Below are 23,929 nucleotides of genomic sequence, written 5' to 3' on the forward strand. Positions count from 1 at the left end.
CGCAGACGACACGCCGACGTACGTGTGCGTGGTTTATGTCTCGCCAAACCGTTCACCCGCACATCGCGTCTTATGCGTATGCATGACGCCTTCGTGGGCAGCGAAGCTTTGCGCCAGCGAAAACTGACCCGGTATCAGCTGCTCACCGATTTCCGCACGATTTACCCCGACATCTATCTGGCCCGTCACACATCACCCTCGCTCCGGATACGGTCTGAGGCGGCGTGGTTATGGTCGCGGCGACGGGGCGTGCTGGCTGGGCTGGCCGCTGCGGCACTGCACGGCGCGGACTGGATCGACGACGATGAGCCGGTCGAGTTGATTTGGCGCAATCAACATGCCCCCGACGGCATTTTGACCCGCAATCAGCGCCTAGCGGACGACGAAATTTCGCACGTCACCGGCCTGCCCGTGACCAGCCTCGTGCGCACGGCTTTCGACCTGGCGCGACAACTCCCCTCCGCAGAGGCCGTGGCGCGACTCGACGCCTTGATGCGTGCCGCGCCGTTCTCCGCCGAAGACGTGCTGCTCCTGGCCAAGCGACACCGCGGCGCGCGGGGCCTGCACCAACTGCGAACGGTGCTGCCGCTCGTCGACGCGGGTGCGGCATCCCCAAAAGAGACCTGGCTGCGATTGCTGATCGTCGGCGCAGGATTGCCCAAACCCGAAACCCAGATACCGGTGGTCATGCATTACCGGACAGTGGCGCTCCTCGACATGGGCTGGGATCGCTTCAAAGTGGCGGTCGAGTACGACGGGGACCAGCACCGCACGAGCCGGCGCCAGTACGTGCGAGATATTCGCCGACTCGACGCGCTCGCGGATTGCGGATGGGTCGTCGTGCGGGTGGTCGCTGAAGACCGGCCCGAGGCCGTTATCGGCGGAATCCGAGAGGCCCTGCGCCGTCGCGGATATCGCGACACATAAGCCACGCACACGACGCGCCGACGTACATGTGTGTGGTTTATGACTCGCGCGGACATCACGCGGAGATGACGCGGACATGACGCGGCCGAGCAGTGCCGAGCGATACAGCGGTGCAGCCTCCCACAGCGATAGTCGACAATCAGGCAAAATGGGCCGCATGGACACTGGAGCTAGCTCACCGCGGGTCTTGGTCGTCGACGACGATTCAGATGTGCTCGCGTCGCTCGAACGCGGTCTGCGGCTGTCCGGATTCGAGGTGTCGACAGCGGTCGACGGCGCCGAGGCCTTGCGCAGCGCCACCGAGACGCGCCCGGACGCGATCGTGCTCGACATCAACATGCCGGTGCTGGACGGCGTCAGCGTCGTCACGGCGCTGCGCGCCATGGACAACGACGTCCCGGTCTGCGTCCTGTCCGCCCGCAGCTCGGTCGACGATCGGGTGGCCGGCCTGGAGGCCGGAGCCGACGACTACCTGGTCAAACCCTTCGTGCTGGCCGAGCTGGTCGCGCGGGTCAAGGCGCTGCTGCGCCGCCGCGGCGCCACCGCCACGTCCTCCTCGGAAACCATCACGGTCGGGCCGCTGGAAGTCGATATCCCGGGACGGCGGGCCCGGGTCAACGGCGTCGACGTCGACCTGACCAAGCGGGAATTCGACCTGCTGGCGGTGCTGGCCGAACACAAGACGGCGGTGTTGTCCCGCGCACAGCTGCTCGAGCTGGTGTGGGGTTACGACTTCGCCGCCGACACCAACGTCGTCGACGTGTTCATCGGATATCTGCGCCGCAAGCTGGAGGCGAACGGTGGCCCCCGGCTGCTGCACACCGTCCGCGGAGTGGGATTCGTACTGCGCATGCAGTAAGCAGGTCTACCGGCAATGAACTTCCTGTCCCGGATTGCGACCCGTACGCCATCGTTACGGGCGAGGGTCGCGGTTGCGACGGCCATCGGCACCGCCATCGTGGTGGTCATCGCGGGCGCGGTCGTGTGGTTCGGCATCACCAGCGCCTGGAAGGAACGGCTGGATCGCCGCCTCGACGAGGCGGCGGGCTTCGCCATCCCCTTCCTGCCGCGTGGACTCGGCGACATCCCGCGCACCCCCAACGACCAGGACACCGTCATCACGGTCCGGCGCGAGGGCCAGGTCATGTCCAATTCGGACATCACGCTGCCGCCGCTGGACGTCGGCTACGCCGACACGTACATCAACGGGGTGCGCTATCGAGTGCGGACCTTGGAGGTGCGCACTCCGCAGCCGGCGACGGTGGCGGTGGGTGCGACCTATGACGACACGATCGCCCAGACCAACAACCTGCATCGCCGGGTGATCCTGATCTGCGCGCTGTCGATCGGCGCGGCAGGGGTATTCGCTTGGCTCCTGGCGGCTTTCGCGGTGCGACCATTCAAACGCCTTGCCCAGCAAGCCCGTTCGATCGACGCCGACGAGCGCCCGCAGGTGGCCGTGCGTGGCGCCAGTGAGGCCGTCGAGATCGCCGAAGCAATGCGGGGCATGTTGCAGCGCATCTGGACCGAACAGGACCGGACCAAGGACGCGCTCGCGTCGGCACGCGACTTCGCCGCCGTGTCCTCGCATGAACTGCGCACCCCGTTGACCGCGATGCGCACCAACCTCGAAGTGCTGTCCACCCTGGACATGACGGATGAACAGCGCAAAGAGGTGCTAAGCGACGTCATCCGCACCCAGTCGCGAATCGAGGCAACGCTGACCGCCCTAGAACGGTTGGCCCAGGGCGAATTGTCGACGGCGGACGACCACGTGCCTGTCGACATCACCGAGCTGCTCGACCGCGCGGCCCACGACGCCACCCGGATCTATCCAGGGGTCGATGTTTCGCTGGTGCCGTCGCCCACCTGCATCATCGTCGGGTTACCGGCCGGATTGCGCCTCACCGTCGACAACGCGATCGCCAACGCCGTCAAGCATGGTGGCGCCACCCAGGTCCAGCTGTCGGCGGTCAGCTCGCGCGCCGGGGTGGAGATCGCCATCGACGACAACGGCAGCGGCGTGCCCGAGGATGAGCGCCAGGTGGTGTTCGATCGGTTCTCCCGCGGATCGACGGCCTCTCATTCCGGGTCGGGTCTGGGTTTGGCCCTGGTTGCCCAGCAGGCCCAGCTGCACCGCGGGACGGCGGCGCTGGAGAACAGCCCCCTGGGTGGGGCGCGGCTGGTACTGCGGCTCCCGGGCCCCAGCTAGCGCTCTATCGCCGCCGCAGATTCTCCGAGCTGTCGCCCCAGGGCGTGAAACCGGCTTGTTCGGCGGACTTCTCGTCGGTGAACCAGGCCTGGGCGGTGGTGGAGTGTCTTTCGAGTCGGGCACACTGGAGCGATGGCCAACGGCAGTAAACCGACCGACAACGACACGCTGGCAGTCATTCGTGACTTGGTCGCCGAGGAGAAAGCGCTGCGGGCCCAGCTGCAGCGCGGGGACATCGACACTTCGGAAGAACACGACCGCCTCCGGCAGGTCGAGGTCCAACTGGACCAATGCTGGGACCTGTTGCGGCAGCGCCGGGCGCTACGCGAGACCGGAGGCGACCCGCGAGCGGCAGAGGTGCGTCCGCCCGACGAGGTCGAGGGCTACCTGAGCTGAGCGACCACGCAAGCCGAGTCGACGCCTTAGTCATCGGAGGCGGACACAACGGCCTCGTGGCGGCCGCCTACCTGGCCCGCGCGGGTCTGCGGGTGCGCCTGCTGGAACGGCTCGACCACACCGGCGGCGCGGCGGTCTCGGCGCACGCCTTCGACGGCGTCGGCGTTCGGGTATCGCGCTACTCCTACCTGGTCAGTCTGTTACCGGCACGAATCGTCGAAGATCTGGGCGCCGACGTGCGGTTGGCCCGGCGGCCGTTTTCGTCGTACACACCCGACCCGGCGACCGGCGGCCACAGCGGGCTGTTGATCGGGTCGCCCGGCGACACCTTCGCCGGTATCGGGGCCGCCGGCGACGCGCAGGGGTTCGCTGACTTCTACCAACGGTGCCGGCTGGTCACCGAGCGGCTGTGGCCGACGTTGCTCGAGCCGCTGCGCACCCGCGGGGACGCCCGCCGGCAGGTGCTGGAAGGTGGCGGCAGCCGCGCGGCGGCCGCGTGGCACGCGATGATCGAGCACCCGATCGGACACGCCATCGCCGAGGCGGTGCGCAGCGACGTGGTGCGCGGGGTGATCGCGACCGACGCACTGATCGGCACGTTCGCCCGCCTCGATGACCCTTCGCTGACCCAGAATGTCTGCTTCCTGTATCACGTCCTCGGCGGCGGCACCGGAGACTGGGACGTCCCGATCGGCGGGATGGGCGCGGTGACCACGGCCCTGGCCGCGGCGGCGGTCCGCCATGGGGCCGAAATCACCACCGGTGCAGAGGTTTACGCGGTCGATCCCGACGGGGAGGTGTGCTATCGCAGGGGCGAGGAAGAACACCTGATTCGGGCCCGGTTCGTCCTGGCCGGCGTCACACCGACGGTCCTTGCCGGCCTCCTCGGTGAACGGCCGGCGGTCCCGGCCCAGGGCGCTCAGGTCAAGGTCAACATGATGCTGCGGAGGCTGCCCGGGCTGCGCGACCGGAAGGTTAGACCCGAGGATGCATTCGCCGGCACCTTCCACGTCAACGAAACTTGGACTCAGCTGGACGCGGCGTATTCGCACGCGGTAACTGGGCAGATCCCGAACCCGCTGCCCTGCGAGGCCTACTGCCACTCGCTGGCCGACCCGAGCATCCTCTCGGCCGACCTGCGCGACTCGGGCGCCCACACGATGACGGTGTTCGGCTTGCACACCCCGCACTCACTGTTCGACGGCAGCTACTCCGGCGCCCTGCGCGACCGACTGACCGACGCCGTACTGGCGTCGCTGAATTCCGTTGTCGGCGAACCGATTCAAGAGGTCTTGATGACCGACGCGCATGGCCGGCCCTGCATCGAGACGACGACGACGCTGGACTTGCACCGCGGGCTGAACATGACCGCGGGCAACATCTTCCACGGTGGCCTGTCGTGGCCGTTCGCCGAAGACGACGACCCGTTGGACACCCCGGCACGGCGATGGGGGGTGGCCACCGCGCACGAACGGATCATGTTGTGCGGCTGCGGCGCACGCCGTGGCGGGGCGGTCTCGGGCATCGGCGGACACAACGCCGCGATGGCCGTGCTGGCCTCGCTCAGATAGCGGATGTATTGCCGCGCTTGCGGATCCAGTCCCCGTGTTAGCGCGCGTCGATGGTGGTGTAGTCGCGCTCGGTGTAACCGGTGTAGATCTGGCGCGGACGGCCGATCTTGCTGTCGCCCTCGTCGTGCATTTCGCGCCAGTGCGCGATCCACCCGGGCAGCCGCCCCAGTGCGAACAGGACGGTGAACATCCGGGTGGGGAAGCCCAGCGCCCGATAGATCAGGCCGGTGTAGAAGTCGACGTTGGGGTAGAGCTTGCGCTCGACGAAGTAGTCGTCGGTGAGCGCCGCCTCTTCGAGTTGCTTGGCGATGTCCAGCAGGTCGTCATCGCCGCCGAGCTTGGCCAGGATCTTGTCGGCCTGCTCCTTGACGATGCGGGCGCGCGGATCGTAGTTCTTGTACACGCGGTGACCGAAACCCATCAACTTCACGCCGGCCTCGCGGTTCTTCACCTTACGCACGAATTCGCTGACATCGTCGTCGCTTTCGCGGATCTGCTCGAGCATCTCGAGCACCGCCTGGTTGGCGCCGCCGTGCAGCGGCCCCCACAGCGCGTTGATGCCTCCGGAGATGGAGGTGAACAGGTTCGCCCGCGACGAGCCGACCAACCGGACCGTCGACGTCGAACAGTTCTGTTCGTGGTCGGCGTGCAGGATGAAGAGCATGTCCAGCGCCCGCACTATCTCCGGGTCGGCGTGGTAGGGCTCGGCCGGCAACCCGAACGTCATCCAGAGGAAGTTCTCCACCAACGACAGCTTGTTGTCCGGGTAGAGGAACGGCTGGCCGATCGACTTCTTGTAGGCGTAGGCGGCGATGGTGGGCAGTTTCGCGAGCAGGCGGGTGGTCGACAGCTCGACCTGCTCGTTGTCCATCGGGTCCAGCGAGTCCGGGTAGTAGGCGCTCAACGCGTTCACCACGCTGGACAACACCGGCATCGGGTGCGCGTTGGGCGGGAAGCCGTCGAAGAAGCGCTTCAGGTCCTCGTGCAGCATGGTGTGCAACTGGATGCGCTTGGTGAATTCGGCCAGCTGGTCCTTGGTCGGCAGCTCGCCGTACATCAGCAGGTAGCTCACTTCGATGAAGGTCGACTTCTCGGCGAGCTGCTCGATCGGGTAGCCGCGGTAGCGCAGGATCCCGGCGTCGCCGTCGATGTAGGTGATGGCGCTTTTGCACGCGGCGGTGTTGACGAAACCGTTGTCGAACGTGGTGTAGCCGGTCTTGGACAGCAGCGAGCCCAGCGCGATGCCGTCAGCACCCTCGGTGGCGTTGACGATCTGGAGGTCAATCTCGCCGCCCGGGTACTTCAATGTGGCGGTGTCGTCGTTGTCTGCCACGAGAACCCCTTTGCGCTCTGGCTGGTATGGCTGCTGACTTGGTGCTTACTGCAAAAGGTAGTCGTTATGAGCATGGGGCGCCCGTCCGGGGTCGGGTCTGCTGGTCACGCCAGCGACCGATCCCTCACGCCGGCGCGCGACGTGCATCGTCAGCGCTAGGGCTGAAGCCGTTCGACCCGATCGCCGGTCACCCGGATGCGGTTATGCAACCGGTCCTCCCGACCTTGCCAAAACTCAACCAGTTCCGGAGCGATCAGATAGCCACCCCAGCCCGGCGGGACCGGGACCTGCTCGCGGTCGGCGAACCGGGCGGTGACCTCGCTCAGCTGGTCGAGAAGGGCGGCTCGCGACGCGATCGGTTGCGATTGGTGCGACGCCCACGCGCCCAGCTGCGACCCGCGCGGCCGCTTGGACCAGTAGTCCTCGGTGACCTGCGCGCTGACCTTGCTCACCGGCCCGCGGATGTGCACCTGACGACCGAGCTGGTACCAGGGAAACGTCGCCGAGGCGTAGGGCGTCGTCGCGAGGTCGTCGGCCTTGGCCGAGTCATAGTTGGTGAAAAAAGTGATCCCGGTCTCGTCCACGCTCTTACACAGCACCGATCGGCTCGCCGGTCTGCCGTCGGCAGTGACGGTAGCCAGCACAAACGCGTTGGGCTCGGCGACGCCCGACCGCTCGGCATCGTCGATCCATCTGCGCAACAACGAAACCCAGCCGCCACTCAGCCAATCCGCGTCGAGATCTGGACTGCCGTCTTTTTCCACCGACCCGTACTCCACACGCATTCGTTGCAGGTGCTCTTTTCCTTGTTCGGGGTTCGGTCCTGCCATCGCGTCAACGCTACCGGCGCTCGCTACCGGCCGGTAGCGTCGGCCCGATCAGGGGGTGCGAGAATTTTCGGTATGACTGCGGTCCCCGAAGACTTCGTCCCCGGCCTCGAGGGCGTGGTCGCCTTCACCACCGAAATCGCCGAACCGGATAAAGACGGCGGTGCGCTGCGCTATCGCGGTGTCGACATCGAAGACTTGGTGACCCAGCAAGTCACGTTCGGCGACGTGTGGGCACTGCTGGTCGACGGCAAGTTCGGCCGCGGGCTGCCGCCCGCCGAGCCGTTCCCCCTGCCCATCCACACCGGCGACGTCCGCGTCGACGTGCAGGCGGGCTTGGCGATGCTGGCCCCGATCTGGGGGTACAAGCCGCTGCTGGACACCGAGGAGTCCGTCGCCCGCGACCAGCTGGCCCGCGCGTCGGTGATGGCGCTGTCCTACGTGGCACAGTCCGCGCGCGGCATCTACCAGCCTGCCGTCCCGCAGCGAATCATCGACGAATGCGATACGGTCACCGCGCGTTTCATGACGCGGTGGCAAGGTGAGCCGGACCCACGGCACGTCGAAGCGATTGACGCCTACTGGGTCTCGGCCGCCGAGCACGGCATGAACGCCTCGACGTTCACCGCGCGGGTGATCGCCTCGACCGGCGCCGACGTGGCGGCGGCGTTGTCCGGCGCGATCGGGGCGATGAGCGGGCCGCTGCACGGCGGGGCGCCGGCGCGGGTGCTGCCGATGATCGAAGAGGTCGAGCGCACCGGCGACGCGCGTGGCCTGGTAAAGAAGATTTTGGACAGCGGCGACAAGCTGATGGGGTTCGGGCACCGGGTTTACCGCGCGGAGGACCCGCGGGCCCGGGTGCTGCGGGCTACCGCCGAACGGCTGGGCGCGCCGCGCCACGAGGTGGCCGTCGCGCTGGAGCAGGCGGCGCTGGCGGAGCTGCGCGAGCGGCGTCCGGACCGGGCGATCGAGACGAACGTCGAGTTCTGGGCCGCGGTGATGCTGGACTTCGCCCGAGTGCCGGCCAACATGATGCCGGCGATGTTCACCTGCGGCCGTACCGCGGGGTGGTGCGCCCACATCCTCGAGCAGAAGCGGCTGGGCAAGCTGGTCCGGCCGTCGGCCATCTACGTGGGCCCGGGACCGCGCAGCCCGGAATCCGTCGAAGGCTGGGACCGCAGTCTCACCAACGCATGAGCCGCCTGGTTTGTCGGTACCCGACGATCTAATGGTTGCCGTCGCGATGAGTTTTCGTCGCCGACGCAGTCATAAATCGTGAACCTGCCCGCCCCGGGCAGGAGAGGGAACCGATAAGGAGAATCAGCATGGCGATCAACATCGAGCCGGCCCTGTCCCCGCACCTGGTGGTCGACGATGCAGCCGCGGCAATCGACTTCTACGTCAAGGCTTTTGGGGCACAGGAAATAGGGCGCGTGCCGCGCCCCGATGGCAAACTGGTGCACGCCGCGGTCCGCATCAACGGCTTCACGGTGATGCTCAACGACGACTTCCCCGAAGTGTGTGGGGGCAAATCGATGACACCGACGTCGCTCGGCGGCACGCCCGTCACGATCCACCTGACGGTCCCCGATGTCGACGCCAGCTTCCAGCGTGCACTGGATGCGGGTGCCACAGTGGTCACCCCGCTGGACGACCAGTTCTGGGGTGACCGCTACGGCATGGTGGCCGACCCGTTCGGCCATCACTGGTCACTGGGACAGCCGGTCCGCGAGGTCAGCATGGACGAGATCGCGGCGGCGATGGCCGGGCAGGGAGCCGGCTGACTAACCGAGCAGCCGATCCAGCAGCCGGCGTCGCGGTGGCGGCGCCGGCGCTGCGGCGGCTACTGCGGCGAGCATGGCGGACACGTCGGTGAACTTGCTGCGGGGCCGGCCCTCATCGCTGCCCCGCGCGATCTCGGCGGCGTCGATGGCGCGCCATCCCGCCGCGTCGATGGCCTCGGGCTGACGAGCGTGCACCAGGCTGGCCAGCGCCTCGGGCTTGCCGACCGGATCGGTCAGATTGCCGGCGTTGAAATCGGCGACCAGGGACTGCACGGTCTGCAACGAGCAGGACTTGTTCGTGCCGATGAACCCACTGGGTCCCCGCTTGATCCAGCCCGCGACGTATGCGCCGGGCACCGGAACGCCGGAGGCGGGTTCGACGACGCGACCCCCGTCGTTCGGCACGACGGCCGATGATTCGTCATAAGGAAGATCGCGAATCGGCTTGCCGCGATAGCCAATCGATGTCAGCACCAGACCCGTTTCCAAAATGCGCGTCTCGTCGGTTCCGGTGACCGAGAACTCCATGCCGGTGGCGCGTTGCTCGCCCAGCACGCGGTTCGGGGTGAGCCGATAAGCCAGCCTGATCCTCGGACGCGACGACGGCGCCAAATCATCGCCGCACGTGCTCAGGATTTCCAGCTTGCGTTTCGTCAACGCATCCGACGCGGTCGCGAGATCGGCCACCACCAGCCGATGATCGGCCGCGCTGAGCACCACCTCGGAGCTGCCGGTGAGTCCGATCAACTCGGGCAACGTGAACGCCGAGTCCGCGGGGCCGCGCCGGGCGGCGATCACCACCTCGCGCACCGCCGAGCCCCGGAAGGCCGCCAGCGCGTGGTCGGCGATGTCGGTGCGGGCCAGGTCGTCGGGATCCGCGGTCAACACCCGGGCAACATCGAGCGCGACGTTGCCGTTGCCGACGATCACCACCCGCTCGTGGCTGAGATCGACTGGCAGGTCTGCGAACTCGGGATGCCCGTTGATCCACGCCACCAGTTCGGTTGCGGTGCCGGTCCCCGGCAGGCCCATGCCCTCAATGTCCAGCCGGCGGTCATCGGGCGCACCGACGGCGTACAGCACGGCGTGGTGGTGAGCCAGCAGGTCCGCATGACTCAGCTGCTTGCCGACCTCGACGTTGAGATAGAACCGAAACCGGCGGTCACCGGCGACCTTGTCGAAAAGCCGGGTGACCCTCTTGGTGTTCTGGTGATCGGGCGCCACCCCGGCCCGCACTAAACCGTAAGGCGTGGGTAGCTTTTCGAAGACGTTGACGCGGACGCGCTGCTGGGTCAGCAGTTCGTCGGCGGCATACATCGCCGCCGGCCCCGATCCGACGATGGCCACGGTCAGCGGCCTTCGGCGGGCGTGTACCTCGGCGGCCGGGATCACCGGGGCCAGCTTCGAGGTCGGCGGCAGCTTCTCCTCCATCGGCCGGTCCGGATAAAAGGACGCGTTGATCTCGATGAAAGGCAGCTGTTTGGAGTCCAGCCGGGTGTCGGGTGCGATCGCGCCCACTGGGCACGCGCTCACGCAGGCACCGCAGTCAACGCACGCCACCGGATCGATGTAGAGCATCTCCGAGGTGGCGAAGCCGGGCTCGTCCGGTGTCGGGTGAATGCAATTCACCGGGCAGGCGAAAACACAGGACCCGTCGTTACAGCACGACTGGGTAATAACGTGCGGCATAGAGGATCTCGCAGTTATCAGGCGGCCGGGACGGGGGCCAGGTGCTGGCGCTGCGGCTCGCTGCGGTAACGCGACGGCCTTCCGCTGATCTTGCACAACCGCCACATCAACCGCGCCGAGCGGGTCTCCATCAGGCCGGTGTCATAAGCCAGCATTCGCACGTCACCGAACATGTCGCTGAGCCACTTACGCGATTCCGGGGAGCGGAAGAACAATTCCTTCTTCACGTCGCGCGGGATGTCGAACTCGCGCCAGAACGCCTTGGGCGGCACCACGATTGCGCGGCACAGCACTTTCATGGTCAGCGGCAGGTACAGCGCGGTCCAAAATCGCTGCCTCTTGGTCAATTCCGGCACCCGCTTGCGCAGGAACTCGTGGGCGAACGAGATGTGGCGAGCCTCCTCGGCCACGTGAATGGCCATCACCCGCTCCATGATGGGATGCAGCGACTTGCCTTCGCGCAGAACGTTTTTCTGCGTGTGGTCGATCGGCTCCTCGCCGGCGAGCACGCCGATGAAGAACGCCACCGGCAGCGGGCCGGCGACCAGCGGAACCAACGGCGAAAGCCACTTGAGAACCCGCGGCATGCCCGGCACGTCGGCGCCGATGCGGTTGACCATCTCCTGGAACATCATGGTGTGGTTGCACTCTTCAACCGATTCGTGCAGGCAGTACCGGTATTCCGGCGACCCGTTGGGCACCCAGAACGTGTAGTTCATCAGGCCGCGGATCAGGATGGATTCGAAGTGCAGCCCCACCTTCGCCACGTTGGCCTGGCGCCACATCCCGATCTTGATCTTGCGCTCGTCCGACTGCGCGAGATACCAGGGGTGACGGCCCAGCGGGTCGGTCGCCGGCAGAATCCACCGCGGATCGTTTTCCGCGACGGCGAATTCCGGTGAATCCCAGTCGATGTCGGTGTACGGATTGAAGTTGCGCCGCACCGACCCCTCGGACAGTGTGGCAAGCATGTTGACGTATTCGGCGTCGTCGCGCACTTCCATGTTGTTTCGCCAACGCCGGACTAGTCGCGTCCTAGCCATATCCAGGCCTCCCCAACGAGGTTTACATTTGGACGTGCTGTGTCCAGACAGTACCGCAGGTACCGGATATTCTCTAGACCTTGTACGGATGCTGTGACCTGACCGGTGGTCATCAATTTTTTATGTCCCAGATCACACCCGGCCAACCGTCCGACAACCCGCGAGCAGGCCTTTTCACCCGCCGGCGGGGGCTCGCGGACGGGCCGCCGCACCGACCCGTCAGGTCGCGTCACTACCCTGATGAGCATGGCTGACCAGCTCGAGATCCCCGCTGACATCAAACCCCGCGACGGCCGCTTCGGCTGTGGCCCGTCGAAGGTCCGGCCCGAACAACTGCAGGCGCTGACCACGACGGTCGCCCCGTTGTTCGGCACCTCGCATCGGCAGGCGCCGGTCAAGAATCTGGTCGGCCGGTTGCGGTCCGGGCTTGCCGACCTGTTTTCCGTCCCCGAGGGCTACGAGGTGATCCTGGGCAACGGCGGCGCGACCGCGTTCTGGGATGCCGCGGCGTTCGGCCTGATCGACAAGCGCTCGCTGCACTTGTCCTTCGGCGAGTTCAGCTCCAAGTTCGCCTCTGCGGTCGCCAAAAATCCGTTCATCGGCGATCCCATCGTCATCAAGGCGGACGCCGGCGGTGCCCCCGAGCCGCAGAGCGATCCCTCGGTGGACGTCATCGCCTGGGCGCACAACGAGACGTCCACCGGCGTCGCGGTGCCCGTCCGCCGGCCCGCAGATTCCGGTGATGCGCTGATCGTCGTCGACGCGACCTCGGGCGCCGGCGGGCTGCCGGTCGACATTCCCGAAACCGACGCCTACTACTTTTCTCCGCAAAAGAATTTCGCCAGCGACGGTGGCCTGTGGTTGGCCATCATGAGCCCGGCAGCGCTGGCCCGCGTCGAGTCCGTCGCCGCCGCCGGCCGCTGGGTTCCCGACTTCCTGTCGTTGCCCATCGCGGTGGAGAACAGTCTCAAGGACCAGACGTACAACACCCCGGCGGTCGGCACCCTCGCGCTGATGGCCGAGCAGGTCGATTGGATGCTGGGCAACGGCGGGCTGGACTGGGCCGTCAAACGCACCGCGGACTCGTCGGGTCGGCTGTACTCCTGGGCCGAAGAGAGGTCCTACACGACGCCATTCGTCGCCGACCCGAAGCTGCGCTCACAGGTGGTGGGCACTGTCGACTTCGCCGACGAGGTCGACGCCGCGGCCGTGGCGAAGATTTTGCGGGCGAACGGCATCGTCGACACCGAGCCGTACCGCAAACTCGGCCGCAACCAACTGCGGGTGGGGATGTTCCCGGCGGTGGACCCTGACGACGTCAGCGCGCTCACCCAGTGCATCGATTGGGTGGTCGAGCGCCTGTAACCGGCCGGCAATCAGCGCGCAATCACACCGCGTGTCAGCACAGCCGATGGGCGGTTGCTGGACTACAGTGCGCACGTGACGGGTCCGTCGCTGACCTGCACGGAGCCTGCGAGGAGATAACCATGCGGGAACTCAAAGTGGTCGGGCTGGATGCCGACAGCAAATATGTCATCTGCGAAGGTGACGATCCCGCGGAGCAGTTCAAGCTGGCGGCCGACGATCGCCTGCGAACTCTGCTGCGCGACGCGGCCCTGTCCTCTGAGCAACCGCAGCTCGAGATTGAAGTCACCAACATGCTGAGCCCCAAAGAAATTCAGGCAAAGATCCGTGCCGGCGCCTCCGTCGAGCAGGTTGCCGCGGCATCCGGCTCGGAGGTGTCGCGGGTCCGCCGCTTCGCCCACCCGGTGCTGTTGGAACGGTTCCGCGCCGCGGAACTGGCAACCGCAGCCCACCCGATGCTGGACGACGGCCCCTCCGTGCTGACGCTGCTGGAAACGGTCAGCGCCGCGCTGGTGACCAGGGGTCTCAGCCACGACAAACTGAGCTGGGACGCCTGGCGCAATGAAGACAACCGCTGGACGGTGCAGCTTGCGTGGAAGGTCGGTCGCTCCGACAACCTCGCGCATTTCTGCTTCTCCCCGGGCGCCCACGGGGGAACGGTCACCGCCATCGACGACGAGGCCAGCGCGCTGATCGACCCCAGCTTCGAACGTCCGCTGCGCCCGGTGGCCAGGGTCGCCCACGTCGACTTCGAGGAGCCCGCGAAGCCGCCCGTCGTGGAAGCCGAAGTACCGGTGGCCGCAGAGCCCGAGGAAAAGCCCGTGCACACGCGCCGGGGCAAGCCGGTCATTCCGGCTTGGGAGGACGTGCTGCTCGGCGTGCGGTCGGGCGGCCAGCGCTAGCGACCCGCGGCCGCCAAGGCCAGCAGCACCAGCCAGGCTCCCGCGACGCCCACCGCGGCACCCAACACGAACCAGCGCAGCACCGGGGTGCGCCGCCACCCCCACAAAGTCGGTGCCAGTCCTCCGGCGGCCACGACGTTGAGCCCGACGGCCAGCAGCGCGTGCACCCGAACCAGCCCCAGACTGAGCACGACGATCGCGGCGGCGGTGACCGCCGCAACGAATGCGGTGACCGTCAAACCCGTTGCCCAGGGGACGGACTCGTCTCTCATCAGCCGGAGCCTAGTCTGACTGTCCATCGCCGCCTCTCGTCGAGCGGGCCCGCTCGTAGAACGCCAACGCCGCCGCCGTCGCGACATTGAGCGAGTCGGTACCCCGTGACATCGGGATGCGCACCCGCACGTCGCTGGACCGCAGGACGGCCGGCGTCAGTCCCGGCCCCTCGGCACCCACCAACACCGCCACGCGTTCGCCACGAGCGGCCGTCATCGCCTCCGGCAAGGCGCACGCAGCGCCCTGAGGGGTCATCGCCATAAGCCGAAAACCATTGTGCTGCAGCTTTTTAAGGTCGGCGGGCCAACAGGACGCGCGCGCGTACGGCACCAGCAGCGCGTGGCCCATCGACACCCGGACCGCGCGGCGATACAGCGGGTCGGCACAGCCGCTGCCGAAGACCACCGCGTCGACACCGAGGCCCGCCGCGTTGCGGAAGATCGAGCCCAGGTTTTCGTGATCGTTGACCCCTTCGAGCACCGCCACGGTGCGGGCCCCGGCGATCACCTCGGCAACGCTGGGTTCGGCCACTCGTCGGGCGGCCGCGAGCACGCCGCGGTTGAGGTGGAAGCCGACCACTTGGGCCATGACGTCGGCGGAGGTCCGGTAGAACGGCACAGAGCTGCCGGCCAGGTCATCTTCGAGCTCGGCGAACCGACGGTCGGTGCCCAGCAAAGCATGCGGGCGGAAGCGTGATGCGAGCATGCGCTGCACCACCAACACACCCTCGGCGATCACCAGACCCTTGCCGGACGGCAGATCTGGACGACGGTCGACGCTGTTCAGGTCGCGGAAATCGTCGAGCCTCGGATCGTCGGGGTCGTCAACGTCGGTGATCATTCGCCGGCCTCGGGGGTGCGGCTCACGGGCCTTCGTCGACCAGGGCCAGCATCAGATCGGCCGCGTTGCGCAGGGTGTCGCGTTGGTTGCTGTCCAGCGTCGCCAGCCGCTTGGCCAGCCACTCCTGGCGGGCACGGCGGTTCGCCTTGACCAGCTCGGCCCCAGACTCGGAGACCGAGACGAGGACCTGCCGGCCGTCGACCGGATGTGGCGTGCGATCCACCAGCCCCATCTCGGCCAGCGACGCGATCACCCGGGTCATCGACGGCGGCCGCACCCGCTCGCGAATCGCAAGGGCGCCGGGGGTCATCGGGCCTTCGTTGGTCAGCATCGCCAGCGCCGACAGCTGGGACAACGACACCGGCGACGACGGATTGCGAAACCGCAGTTGGCGGGCCAGCCGCATAACTGCCAGTGACAGGTCGCTGGCCAGCCGCGCATCGCTGTCAGGCATGGCGCGAGGTTACACGGCTGCCTGAGAAACCGGGACACGAACCCGTGAACGAAGGGTGTTCGGCTGAGCGGTGGGGTTTTTCATCGAAACGCTTATCCGCCCAGGTATCCCGCTTAGTCAGCGGGTTTCGATCATCTCTCTCGGCAACTGGGTGCGCCGCCGCCCGACGCCGACGGGAGGTTTATGTTAATCGCGATGTCCACCCAACCCGATCGCGACCGCACCGCACCGCCGCTGCCCGCTGTGCTGCTGCGCGCGTGGCTATTCATCGCGCTCGGCGCGTTGGGTTGGTTGATCGCGTTGGCCGCCGCGTTCTTGGTGCCCTCCCTGCAGGGCTGGCGTCCCGTGACCCTGGCCGGGCTGGGCGTGGGGGTACTCGGTACGAGCATCTTCTTGCTGCAGCTCGCCGCGGCCCGACGCGGTGCGCGCGGCGCCCAGGCCGGGCTGGAAAATTTCCTCGACCACAAGTAACCGGCGAACCTGGAGGAGTGATGGTAGCCCCGCTGTTGCAAGCGCAGATCGATATCGATGCACCGACGAACAAGGTGTGGGAATTGATTTCCGATCTGCGGCGCATGCCGCAGTGGAGTCCGCAGTGCCGGTGGATGAAGCCTTTCGGCCCGGTGCGTCAGGGCACCCGGACCCTGAACCTCAACCGCCGCAAGCGGTTGTTCTGGCCGACCACCTGCACGGTCGTCGAGGTCGTCCCCGACCGCAGGCTTGCGTTCCGCGTGGACACCAACAACACCATCTGGACCTATGAGCTCGAACCCAGCGGCGCGGGCACCCGGCTGATCGAGAGCCGTCACGCCGAAAACGGCGTCACCGCCTTTTCGAATCTGTCGGTCAATGCGCTCTTTGGCGGAACCACCAACTTCGAACGCGAACTGCTCGACGGCATGAACGCGTCGCTCGCGCGTATCAAGGCCGCCGCCGAAACCGGCTAGTCGGGAGGCTCGGTCTGCGACCGCTGCTCGGACGCCACCGCCTCAGACGCAGGCTCGGTTTCTGATGTTTGGGGCTGCGGCTCGGGTTCCGCCGATTCTCCCGGCGTCTCTGGCTGGGGCCGGGGCTCCTCCGGCTGCGCTTCGGCCGCCTGCGATGACTCCGGAAGCGGCGGCGACGGCTCGACCGGTGCCTGGGTGATGTCCAATAGGCCGTCGTCGTACGGTTCATAGGCCGGCGACCCGGTGCCCGCCGGGGCCGGAGTGTCCGAGTGGGCACCGCAGCCGTACAGCTTGTCGACGACGTGCCCGTCGGCCGACAATTCGTTGCCGCACACACCGAACAGTGCACCGAGGGAACCCGACAGCGGCAGGAAGAAACCGCAGTCGCGGCACACCCGCTTGGTGGATCGCGCCATCGGCGAGTCGGGACCGTAATCACCGGTGCGCCAGCGTTCGGCCGCCTCCGATCGGCCCTCGGCGCTCATCACCCAACGACGGCCCAGCCCGATTTCCGCGGCGGTCTCGTCGACCTGGGGATCCCCGCTGGCGGTGTAGCCGGGAACCAGCCGAGGGTCGTCGGCGGCGGGTGCCAACAGGTCACCGGGGCTCAGGTCCCCGGGCCGCACCCGTTGCTCCCACGGCACCCATTCGGGCGCCAGCAATGCCGTCGGCCCCGGCACCAGCACCACCTCGCTGATGGTGGCGCGCTCGGCGCCGGGATAGGCGGCCACCACGACCGCCCATTGCCATCCCTGATAGCCGGGTAGATGCGCCAGGAACCGGTGGGTGGCGCTGTTCGCGTCTTCGTAGCCGGCGCCCAGATAGTCGCCGACCATCTCCGGCCCGCTGAACTCCACGACGGCGGCCCTGGCCTGGTCCGCCGCACCCGTGAGCACCGCCGCCAACCCCTCGGGCCAGTCGCCCACGGTCGCCACGGCGGAGCCCGCGGTGGGCTCCTCGAAGGATCGGGTCACGCTGTCTTCTTTCTGCATCGCGTTTCCAATACTAGGTTGACGAGCCACACCCCGTACCTGCAGACGCATGGAGTCGGCATAGGGGAGAATCGGTACGTGTCTGGAAGGCGGCAAAACAATCCAAGCCGTGTGGCCCCTCAGCCGGGCCGCCGGGCCCGCAACGGGTCCGCCTCCCAGCATCCGGGTGCGGTGAATTATCCCGCCGGCGGCGCTGATCGGCGCTCCCGCCGCCCGTCGCCAATGCCGAGCGCCAACCGTTATCTCCCCCCCTTGGACCACCAGCCGAAGCCGGAGCCCAACAGTGACGGGGCATCTCGCGGTCCGGCGGCCGGCGAGCGCATCACCGTCACCCGCGCCGCGGCACTGCGCAGCCGCGAGATGGGTTCGCGGATGTACTGGATGGTGCAGCGCGCCGCGACCGCCGACGGCGCCGACAAGTCAGGCCTAACGGCGCTGACGTGGCCCGTGGTGGCCAACTTCGCGGTGGACGCCGCGATGGCCGTCGCACTGGCCAACACGTTGTTCTTCGCCGCAGCAACCGGCGAGAGCAAGGGCCGGGTCGCGCTGTACCTGTTGATCACCATCGCGCCGTTCGCCGTGATCGCACCGCTGATCGGACCGGCGCTGGACCGGCTGCAGCATGGCCGTCGCGTCGCCCTGGCCGCATCGTTCGCCCTTCGCACCGCGTTGGCCGTGCTGCTGGTCATGAACTACGACGGCGCGAGCGGCAGTTTCCCGTCGTGGGTGCTCTATCCGTGCGCGCTCGCGATGATGGTGTTCTCGAAGTCGTTCAGTGTGCTGCGCAGCGCGGTGACACCGCGGGTCATGCCCCCGACCATCGACCTGGTGCGGGTGAACGCCCGGCTCACCATGTTCGGTCTGCTGGGCGGCACCATCGTCGGCGGTGCGATAGCGAGCGGCGTCGAGTTTGTCTGCACGCACCTGTTCAAGCTGCCCGGGGCGTTGTTCGTGGTGATCGCCGTGACCGTCGCCGGCGCCCTGCTGTCCATGCGGATACCGCGTTGGGTCGAGGTGACCGCCGGTGAAGTCCCCGCCACGCTGAGCTATCGCCAGAACAGTGAACCGTTGCGGCGCAGCTGGCATAAAGAAGTCAGCGGGGCACTGCGACAGCCGTTGGGCCGCAACATCATCACCTCGCTGTGGGGTAACTGCACCATCAAGGTCATGGTGGGCTTCCTATTCCTCTATCCCGCATTCGTCGCCAAGGCCCATCAGGCCAATGGCTGGGCCCAGGTCGCGATGCTCGGGGTGATCGGCGCCGCGGCCGGGATCGGCAATTTCGTCGGCAACTTCACCAGTGCGCGCCTGAAGCTGGGCCGGCCCGCCGTGCTGGTGGTGCGCTGCACGGTGGCGGTGAGCGCGGTCGCGCTGGCGGCCTCGGTGGCCGGCAACCTGGTGCTTGTCGTGATCGCCACCCTCGTCACGTCGGGCGCCAGCGCCATCGCAAAGGCGTCCCTGGACGCGTCGCTGCAGAACGACCTGCCCGAAGAATCCCGCGCATCGGGTTTCGGGCGCTCGGAGTCGACGCTGCAGTTGGCGTGGGTCCTCGGCGGGGCGCTGGGGGTCTTGGTGTACACCGAATTGTGGGTCGGTTTCACCGCGGTCACTGCCCTACTCATCCTGGGTCTGGCGCAGACCTTGGTCAGCTTCCGCGGCAATTCACTGATTCCCGGCCTGGGAGGAAATAGGCCAATCATGGTCGAGCAGGAGGGCAAGCGCCGCGGTGTCGGCGCTCCGGCGGTGGTTGCCGAGTGAAGCCCGAAGGCAAGCGGGGTGTGGCTGTACTGCTCGCCTGCCTGATAGCTGTGCTCTGCATTGGCGCCGGCGTCGGGACCTGGTTTCTGGTGGGCCGCTCTGGCCCGCGTCACCCCGAGATCAGCGCGTATTCACATGGTCACCTCACCCGGGTGGGGCCGTACCTTTTTTGCAACGTGCTCAACCTCGAAGACTGCGAGACGCCGCAGAGCCAGGGCGAGCTGAAGGTCAGCGAGCGGTACCCGATTCAGCTCTCGGTGCCCGATGCCATCTACCGCGCGCCCTGGCGGTTGCTGCAGGTGTACGACGACCCCACCAACACCACCAGCACCATCTTTCGCCCGGGCACCCGGTTCGCCGTAACGATCCCGCCCGTCGACCCGCATCGCGGGCGTCTGGCCGGAATCGTCGTGCAACTGCTGACGCTGGCGGTCGATCCCGCGGGGGAATTGCGCGACGTGCCACACGCGGAATGGTCGGTGCGGCTGGTGTACTGATTTCTCTGGCCCCGATGTCGACTTGTTGTGTGAATGTGAGTCTTTGGGCGCAATGAGTCCACGCTCGGCCGAGGATGTCGCTACGGCCGGGCAATGTATCGGCATGCGATCGCTGGACTGGCCATTCAGAGGAACCGAAGCGCTGGCAGCCGGACTGCTCACACCGCATCAATTGCGGACCGATTTCGAAATGGTCCATCGCAACGTGTACATCCCTCGCGCGACGACATTGACCGCCGTGACCCGGGCGATCGCGACCTGGCTGTGGTCTGGGCGGACCGCGACGCTGGCGGGCCTGTCCGCGGCCGCACTGCACCGGACGGCGTGGATCGACGACTGGCTGCCCGCCGAGCTCAACCGAGCCGGCCGAGACAAAGCGCGCGGCATCATCTCGTACAGCGACACCCTCGACGATGATGAGACGACAGTGTGCCACGGAATGCGCCTGACCACGCCTGCACGCACGGCGTTCGACCTGGCCAGGCGAAAGGGCTTGACAACAGCGGTGATTCGGCTCGACGCGCTGATGCATGCATCGGGCTTGAAGCTCGCTGACGTCGAACTATTGGCCGACCGCCACCGCGGAGCGCGCGGAATCGTGCAGTTGCGTCAGGTCCTGCCGCTCACCGACGGGGGCGCGGAATCACCGTACGAGACCAAGACTCGCTTGCTCTCCGTGGGCAGCGGATTGCCACGACCACAGACCCAGATAAAAGTGGTCAACGAATGCGGCAGGGTGCTAGCGCGCATTGATATGGGGTGGGAGGACTGGAAGGTCGGAGTGGAATTCGATGGCGCGCAGCACTGGACCGATCCTGCGCAGCGGACCCGAGACATCGATCGACTGGCAGAGCTTGAGGCGAGGGGTTGGACGATAGTCCGGGTCAGCGCCGACCTGCTCAGCCGTCGGCCCCACGTCGTTGTGGCGCGCGTTCGCAACGCCCTGCTCGCCGCGGGCTGTCCGCTCTAACGTCGAGCGTGGAGTTGATGGGAAAATTCGCCAAATTTCGCGCAACACGTCCACGTTCGCCGCGATACGCAATGGCTAGGCCCCATGGCCGGCGGGCACGCGTTCACCTTCGACCGGCGGTCCGGGCGGCGTTCCCGCCCCAAACGGCTTGCCGCCGAGGCTTTCTCGTCCGTGCGGGACTAGCCAGCCGGCCAGGTCCGGACCCTTGGGCACGATCCGGGTGGGGTTGATGTCGGCGTGCACGATGTAGTAGTGCTGCTTGATCTGGACGAAATCGACGGTGTCACCGAATCCGGGTGTCTGGAACAGGTCGCGCGCGTAGGCCCACAGCACCGGCATTTCGCTCAATTTGCTGCGATTGCATTTGAAATGCCCGTGATACACGGGGTCGAAGCGGGCCAGGGTGGTGAACAACCGCACATCGGCCTCGGTGATGGTGTCGCCGACCAGATATCGCTGGTCGCTCAGCCGTTCGCTCACCCAATCCAGCGCGGTGAACAATCGGTCGTAGGCCGCGTCGTAGGCCTCCTGCGAGCCGGCGAACCCGCACCGGTAGACGCCATTGTTGATCTCGGTGTAGACCTTCTTGTTCACCTCGTCGATCTCGGCACGAAGGTGCTGGGGATACAGTTCGGGCGCTCCGGCACGGTGGTAGGCCGACCATTCCGTCGAGAGATCCAGGGTCATCTGCGCGAAGTCGTTGGTGACCACCGCCCCGGTTCCGACGTCGACGATCGCCGGGACCGTGATGCCTTTGGGGTAGTCGGGGAACCGCTTGAAGTAGGCGTCCTGCAACCGCGGAATCTTCAAAACCGGGTCCACTCCGCCCGGATCGAGATCGAATGTCCAACTGCGCTCGTCGTGGGTGGGGCCGCAGAAACCAATGGAGAGAACACTTTCCAGGCCCAGCAGACGCCGCACGATGATCGCGCGGTTCGCCCACGGGCACGCCCGGGCGACGATAAGCCGGTACCGCCCGGGCTCGACCGGATAGCCGTCGCGCCCGTCGGCGGTGATGCGGGTGGTGATGTAGTTGGTGTCACGGGTGAATTCACCCGCCCCGGCAACGTAGGTGGCCATGATGACAAAACTCCTCGCTAGAGATGCGCCTCCGTCGGCGCAGCCACCGTCAGAAACCGCCGAGCCAGGTTGGTCTCAGTGGACGCTCCTTGTTCCCAGTGCGCGATCCACGGCCCGGTACCCTCTGACTGGTCGATGATCCCGTCTTCGAGCCATGTGTAACGGCCTTCCAGGACATTGTGGGTCAGCTGAACGTCGCTGGTGTCGGTGTTGGTCCACAGCGCGTGGAAAAGGGCCTCCACGCGGAGCGTCGCTTGCTGACAGAACGTTTCGGCCAGCTCGTAAGCCTGTTGACCGACAGTCGCGTCGGCGACCCGCTCGCCCTCGGCGCGCACGCACACCGCTGACATCGCGAACAGCTCGGCACCGATGTCGACGATGCGCCCGAGGAATCCCTGCCGCTGTTCCAGCTTGGCCTGCCACCTCGCCATCCCGTAGAAGGTGTTGCGCGCCAGCTTGCGGGTGGAGCGTTCGACAAACCGGAGGTGTGTGGCCAACGGGCCGAATTCGCTGTACGCCTTCGGTCGCTGCCCTTCGCCGAAGACTAACTGTGGCAACCACTTCCCGTAGAAACCGCTCGCGCCGACCGCCGCGGCGGCCTTCTGCTTCAGACCCGCGTCGGCCTTGGCGAGGTCACCGGCCGCACTCAAGTGGGCATCGACCGCCTCGCGGGCGATAAGGAGCCTCATGATCTCGCTGGACCCTTCGAAGATGCGATTTATCCGCAGGTCCCGCACCACCTGCTCGACCGGCACCGCGCGCTCGCCGCGCGCGGCTAATGACTCCGCGGTCTCATAGCCCCGCCCACCCCGGATCTGCAAGAGCTCGTCGCCAATCAAACAGCCCATCTCGCTGGCCCACAGTTTGGCCAACGCCGCCTCGATCCGGATGTCGTTGCGTCCCTCGTCGGCCATCTGCGAAGACAACTCGAGCACCGCATCAAGCGCGTAGGTGGTGGCGGCCATGAACGAGATCTTGCTAGCCACCGCTTCATGTTTGGCCAGCGGCTTGCCCCACTGGACGCGTTCGCCCGACCATTCGCGTGCGATCTTCAGCGCCCACTTGGCCGCCCCCGTTGCGGTCGCAGGCAGCGACAGCCGTCCGGCGTTGAGCGTGGTCAACGCGATCTTGAGCCCGTCGCCCTCGCGGCCGATCAGATTCTCGCTGGGCACCCGAACGCGGTGCAGCCTGGTCACGCCGTTCTCGATACCGCGCAGCCCCATGAACTTGTTACGGCGCTCTACGGTGATCCCGGGTGAATCGGCCTCGACCACGAAGGCGCTGATTCCACCCCGGTGTCCGTCGCTCTTGGGCACCCGGGCCATAACCACCAGCAGTTCGGCGACCACACCGTTGGTGGTCCACAACTTCACGCCCTCGAGTTGGTAAGCCGTCCCGCCGTCGACCGGCGTCGCCGTCGAGGCCAGGCGTGCCGGGTCTGAGCCAACGTCTGGTTCGGTGAGCAGAAACGCCGATATGGCCCCAGCAGCACAGCGCGGCAAGAATTTCCGCTTCTGTTCGGGGGTCCCGGCGAGTTTGAGCGGTTCGGGTACCCCGATCGACTGATGGGCCGACAGCAGTGCACCGAGACTGGGATGAACGCTCGAAACCATCATCAGCGCGCGGTTGTAGGCGACTTGCGACATGCCCAGGCCACCGAATTCCGTGGGTATTTTCATGCCGAAGCAGCCCAATTCGGCAAGGCCCTTGACGTATTCATCGGGAATCTGCGCGTCACGCTCGACGACACTGCCGTCGATGGTGTCCAGAAGTTGTCGCAGCTTTTCGAGAAACGCACGGATGCGCGCCTCGTCGGCGTCAGACGGCGTGGGAAATGGATGTATGAGCTCCAGCGGAAAACGACCAAGGAATAAGCCTTTGGCGAACGACGGTTTATCCCAACCACTTTCGCGGGATTCCTCGGCGAGTGCTCTCGCCTGCTCCTCGGTGACCTGCGCTTGCTGTGCCATCGCAGCCTCCTCGCTAACGACTCACACGACGCGGGAGTACCCCGCTACTGGCCCGAATACCACGCCTACAGATCTCGAAGTTACCACCGAGTAGCTTCG

23 protein-coding genes and 1 pseudogene are annotated in these 23,929 nt (G+C 66.7%); 14 read left to right on the forward strand and 10 right to left on the reverse strand.

Features of this window, described 5'->3' with window-relative positions; translation table 11 throughout:
* Positions 1-78: 78 nt before the first annotated feature.
* From A5686_RS01830 to A5686_RS01850, 5 genes are all read left to right on the forward strand, one after another.
* Positions 79-927 (forward strand): endonuclease domain-containing protein, encoded by an 849-nt coding sequence (locus A5686_RS01830; protein ID WP_067930200.1) that lies wholly within the window; start codon positions 79-81, stop codon positions 925-927.
* Between the two features lie 148 nt (positions 928-1,075).
* The gene (gene prrA, locus A5686_RS01835; protein WP_112632790.1) at positions 1,076-1,786 is read left to right on the forward strand and encodes a two-component system response regulator PrrA; all 711 of its coding nucleotides are present in this window, start codon (positions 1,076-1,078) and stop codon (positions 1,784-1,786) included.
* Between the two features lie 15 nt (positions 1,787-1,801).
* A complete protein-coding gene (locus A5686_RS01840) occupies positions 1,802-3,139 on the forward strand; it encodes a sensor histidine kinase KdpD (protein WP_067930201.1) in 1,338 nt (445 codons plus the stop codon).
* Positions 3,140-3,271: 132 nt separating this feature from the next.
* Positions 3,272-3,535 carry a DUF2630 family protein gene (locus tag A5686_RS01845; protein ID WP_067930351.1) on the forward strand — a complete coding sequence of 88 codons (264 nt, stop codon included), beginning with the start codon at positions 3,272-3,274 and terminating at the stop codon, positions 3,533-3,535.
* The gene (locus A5686_RS01850) at positions 3,532-5,106 is read left to right on the forward strand and encodes an NAD(P)/FAD-dependent oxidoreductase (RefSeq protein WP_067930353.1); all 1,575 of its coding nucleotides are present in this window, start codon (positions 3,532-3,534) and stop codon (positions 5,104-5,106) included. Before A5686_RS01845 ends, A5686_RS01850 begins: the two co-directional genes overlap by 4 nt.
* Before the next feature lie 37 nt (positions 5,107-5,143).
* Here the strand turns inward: A5686_RS01850 and A5686_RS01855 are convergent, their stop codons facing one another.
* The gene (locus tag A5686_RS01855) at positions 5,144-6,439 is read right to left on the reverse strand and encodes a citrate synthase (protein ID WP_067930202.1); all 1,296 of its coding nucleotides are present in this window, start codon (positions 6,437-6,439) and stop codon (positions 5,144-5,146) included.
* Positions 6,440-6,594: 155 nt separating this feature from the next.
* Positions 6,595-7,269 (reverse strand): pyridoxamine 5'-phosphate oxidase, encoded by a 675-nt coding sequence (pdxH, locus tag A5686_RS01860; RefSeq protein ID WP_067930203.1) that lies wholly within the window; start codon positions 7,267-7,269, stop codon positions 6,595-6,597.
* A 72-nt stretch (positions 7,270-7,341) separates the two neighbouring features.
* On the opposite strand from pdxH, the gene A5686_RS01865 reads away from it, so the two are divergent.
* Complete coding sequence (locus A5686_RS01865; protein WP_067930206.1) at positions 7,342-8,463, forward strand: citrate synthase 2; 1,122 nt, start codon at positions 7,342-7,344, stop codon at positions 8,461-8,463.
* A 128-nt stretch (positions 8,464-8,591) separates the two neighbouring features.
* Positions 8,592-9,050 carry a VOC family protein gene (locus A5686_RS01870; protein ID WP_067930217.1) on the forward strand — a complete coding sequence of 153 codons (459 nt, stop codon included), beginning with the start codon at positions 8,592-8,594 and terminating at the stop codon, positions 9,048-9,050.
* On the opposite strand, the gene A5686_RS01875 is transcribed toward A5686_RS01870, so the two are convergent.
* Positions 9,051-10,739 (reverse strand): FAD-dependent oxidoreductase, encoded by a 1,689-nt coding sequence (locus A5686_RS01875; protein WP_067930223.1) that lies wholly within the window; start codon positions 10,737-10,739, stop codon positions 9,051-9,053.
* A 17-nt stretch (positions 10,740-10,756) separates the two neighbouring features.
* On the reverse strand, positions 10,757-11,782 hold the full coding sequence (locus tag A5686_RS01880) for a diiron oxygenase (RefSeq protein WP_067930227.1): 1,026 nt from the start codon (positions 11,780-11,782) through the stop codon (positions 10,757-10,759).
* Positions 11,783-12,028: 246 nt separating this feature from the next.
* Here A5686_RS01880 and serC point away from each other — a divergent pair, with 246 nt between their 5' ends.
* Complete coding sequence (gene serC, locus A5686_RS01885; RefSeq protein ID WP_156749893.1) at positions 12,029-13,147, forward strand: phosphoserine transaminase; 1,119 nt, start codon at positions 12,029-12,031, stop codon at positions 13,145-13,147.
* 122 nt (positions 13,148-13,269) lie between these two features.
* Positions 13,270-14,049 carry a septation protein SepH gene (gene sepH, locus A5686_RS01890; RefSeq protein ID WP_067930233.1) on the forward strand — a complete coding sequence of 260 codons (780 nt, stop codon included), beginning with the start codon at positions 13,270-13,272 and terminating at the stop codon, positions 14,047-14,049.
* Here the strand turns inward: sepH and A5686_RS01895 are convergent.
* From A5686_RS01895 to A5686_RS01905, 3 genes are read right to left on the reverse strand one after another with little or no spacing between them, the layout of a single operon-like run.
* Complete coding sequence (locus A5686_RS01895) at positions 14,046-14,321, reverse strand: DUF2537 domain-containing protein (RefSeq protein WP_067930234.1); 276 nt, start codon at positions 14,319-14,321, stop codon at positions 14,046-14,048. The two genes, sepH and A5686_RS01895, sit on opposite strands and share 4 nt — an antisense overlap.
* Positions 14,322-14,331: 10 nt before the next feature.
* Positions 14,332-15,162, reverse strand: coding sequence for an RNA methyltransferase (locus tag A5686_RS01900; RefSeq protein WP_067930236.1), 831 nt, complete (start codon positions 15,160-15,162; stop codon positions 14,332-14,334).
* 22 nt (positions 15,163-15,184) lie between these two features.
* Positions 15,185-15,616, reverse strand: coding sequence for a MarR family transcriptional regulator (locus tag A5686_RS01905; protein ID WP_067930238.1), 432 nt, complete (start codon positions 15,614-15,616; stop codon positions 15,185-15,187).
* A gap of 195 nt (positions 15,617-15,811) precedes the next feature.
* Here A5686_RS01905 and A5686_RS01910 point away from each other — a divergent pair, with 195 nt between their 5' ends.
* Both A5686_RS01910 and A5686_RS01915 read left to right on the forward strand, forming a co-directional pair.
* Positions 15,812-16,087: a DUF2530 domain-containing protein gene (locus A5686_RS01910; protein WP_067930239.1), complete on the forward strand. Its 276-nt coding sequence runs from the start codon at positions 15,812-15,814 to the stop codon at positions 16,085-16,087.
* 20 nt (positions 16,088-16,107) lie between these two features.
* Entirely contained in the window at positions 16,108-16,563 is a 456-nt protein-coding gene (locus A5686_RS01915) for an SRPBCC family protein (protein WP_067930240.1), read from the forward strand.
* A gap of 179 nt (positions 16,564-16,742) precedes the next feature.
* Here A5686_RS01915 and A5686_RS01920 read toward each other — a convergent pair.
* A pseudogene (locus A5686_RS01920) lies at positions 16,743-17,555 on the reverse strand (DUF3027 domain-containing protein); the annotation flags it as partial.
* Positions 17,556-17,666: 111 nt separating this feature from the next.
* Here A5686_RS01920 and A5686_RS01925 point away from each other — a divergent pair.
* The 3 genes from A5686_RS01925 to A5686_RS01935 all read left to right on the forward strand — a co-directional run bounded on the left by A5686_RS01925 (position 17,667) and on the right by A5686_RS01935 (position 20,780).
* A complete protein-coding gene (locus A5686_RS01925; protein WP_067930242.1) occupies positions 17,667-19,313 on the forward strand; it encodes an MFS transporter in 1,647 nt (548 codons plus the stop codon).
* The gene (locus A5686_RS01930) at positions 19,310-19,810 is read left to right on the forward strand and encodes a DUF2771 domain-containing protein (RefSeq protein ID WP_067930250.1); all 501 of its coding nucleotides are present in this window, start codon (positions 19,310-19,312) and stop codon (positions 19,808-19,810) included. The genes A5686_RS01925 and A5686_RS01930 overlap by 4 nt, the downstream gene beginning before the upstream one ends.
* A 103-nt stretch (positions 19,811-19,913) precedes the next feature.
* Entirely contained in the window at positions 19,914-20,780 is an 867-nt protein-coding gene (locus A5686_RS01935) for an endonuclease domain-containing protein (protein WP_067930252.1), read from the forward strand.
* A gap of 75 nt (positions 20,781-20,855) precedes the next feature.
* On the opposite strand, the gene A5686_RS01940 is transcribed toward A5686_RS01935, so the two are convergent.
* Positions 20,856-21,860, reverse strand: a complete 1,005-nt coding sequence (locus tag A5686_RS01940) for a glutathione S-transferase family protein (protein ID WP_067930253.1) — start codon at positions 21,858-21,860, stop codon at positions 20,856-20,858.
* Between the two features lie 17 nt (positions 21,861-21,877).
* A complete protein-coding gene (locus A5686_RS01945) occupies positions 21,878-23,830 on the reverse strand; it encodes an acyl-CoA dehydrogenase family protein (RefSeq protein ID WP_067930254.1) in 1,953 nt (650 codons plus the stop codon).
* Positions 23,831-23,929: the final 99 nt, after the last annotated feature.

This window comes from Mycobacterium sp. E2479 (assembly GCF_001667925.1).
GTDB lineage: Bacteria > Actinomycetota > Actinomycetes > Mycobacteriales > Mycobacteriaceae > Mycobacterium.

What these genes read in the sequence shown, in the direction of transcription:
- A5686_RS01830 (WP_067930200.1), top strand. Translation starts at nt 79, where the DNA reads ATGCATGACGCCTTCGTGGGCAGCGAAGCTTTGCGCCAGCGAAAACTG.
- prrA (WP_112632790.1), top strand. Translation starts at nt 1,076, where the DNA reads ATGGGCCGCATGGACACTGGAGCTAGCTCACCGCGGGTCTTGGTCGTC.
- A5686_RS01840 (WP_067930201.1), top strand. Translation starts at nt 1,802, where the DNA reads ATGAACTTCCTGTCCCGGATTGCGACCCGTACGCCATCGTTACGGGCG.
- A5686_RS01845 (WP_067930351.1), top strand. Translation starts at nt 3,272, where the DNA reads ATGGCCAACGGCAGTAAACCGACCGACAACGACACGCTGGCAGTCATT.
- pdxH (WP_067930203.1), bottom strand. Translation starts at nt 7,269, where the DNA reads ATGGCAGGACCGAACCCCGAACAAGGAAAAGAGCACCTGCAACGAATG.
- A5686_RS01865 (WP_067930206.1), top strand. Translation starts at nt 7,342, where the DNA reads ATGACTGCGGTCCCCGAAGACTTCGTCCCCGGCCTCGAGGGCGTGGTC.
- A5686_RS01870 (WP_067930217.1), top strand. Translation starts at nt 8,592, where the DNA reads ATGGCGATCAACATCGAGCCGGCCCTGTCCCCGCACCTGGTGGTCGAC.
- A5686_RS01875 (WP_067930223.1), bottom strand. Translation starts at nt 10,739, where the DNA reads ATGCCGCACGTTATTACCCAGTCGTGCTGTAACGACGGGTCCTGTGTT.
- A5686_RS01880 (WP_067930227.1), bottom strand. Translation starts at nt 11,782, where the DNA reads ATGGCTAGGACGCGACTAGTCCGGCGTTGGCGAAACAACATGGAAGTG.
- serC (WP_156749893.1), top strand. Translation starts at nt 12,029, where the DNA reads ATGGCTGACCAGCTCGAGATCCCCGCTGACATCAAACCCCGCGACGGC.
- sepH (WP_067930233.1), top strand. Translation starts at nt 13,270, where the DNA reads ATGCGGGAACTCAAAGTGGTCGGGCTGGATGCCGACAGCAAATATGTC.
- A5686_RS01895 (WP_067930234.1), bottom strand. Translation starts at nt 14,321, where the DNA reads ATGAGAGACGAGTCCGTCCCCTGGGCAACGGGTTTGACGGTCACCGCA.
- A5686_RS01900 (WP_067930236.1), bottom strand. Translation starts at nt 15,162, where the DNA reads ATGATCACCGACGTTGACGACCCCGACGATCCGAGGCTCGACGATTTC.
- A5686_RS01905 (WP_067930238.1), bottom strand. Translation starts at nt 15,616, where the DNA reads ATGCCTGACAGCGATGCGCGGCTGGCCAGCGACCTGTCACTGGCAGTT.
- A5686_RS01910 (WP_067930239.1), top strand. Translation starts at nt 15,812, where the DNA reads ATGTCCACCCAACCCGATCGCGACCGCACCGCACCGCCGCTGCCCGCT.
- A5686_RS01915 (WP_067930240.1), top strand. Translation starts at nt 16,108, where the DNA reads ATGGTAGCCCCGCTGTTGCAAGCGCAGATCGATATCGATGCACCGACG.
- A5686_RS01935 (WP_067930252.1), top strand. Translation starts at nt 19,914, where the DNA reads ATGCGATCGCTGGACTGGCCATTCAGAGGAACCGAAGCGCTGGCAGCC.
- A5686_RS01940 (WP_067930253.1), bottom strand. Translation starts at nt 21,860, where the DNA reads ATGGCCACCTACGTTGCCGGGGCGGGTGAATTCACCCGTGACACCAAC.
- A5686_RS01945 (WP_067930254.1), bottom strand. Translation starts at nt 23,830, where the DNA reads ATGGCACAGCAAGCGCAGGTCACCGAGGAGCAGGCGAGAGCACTCGCC.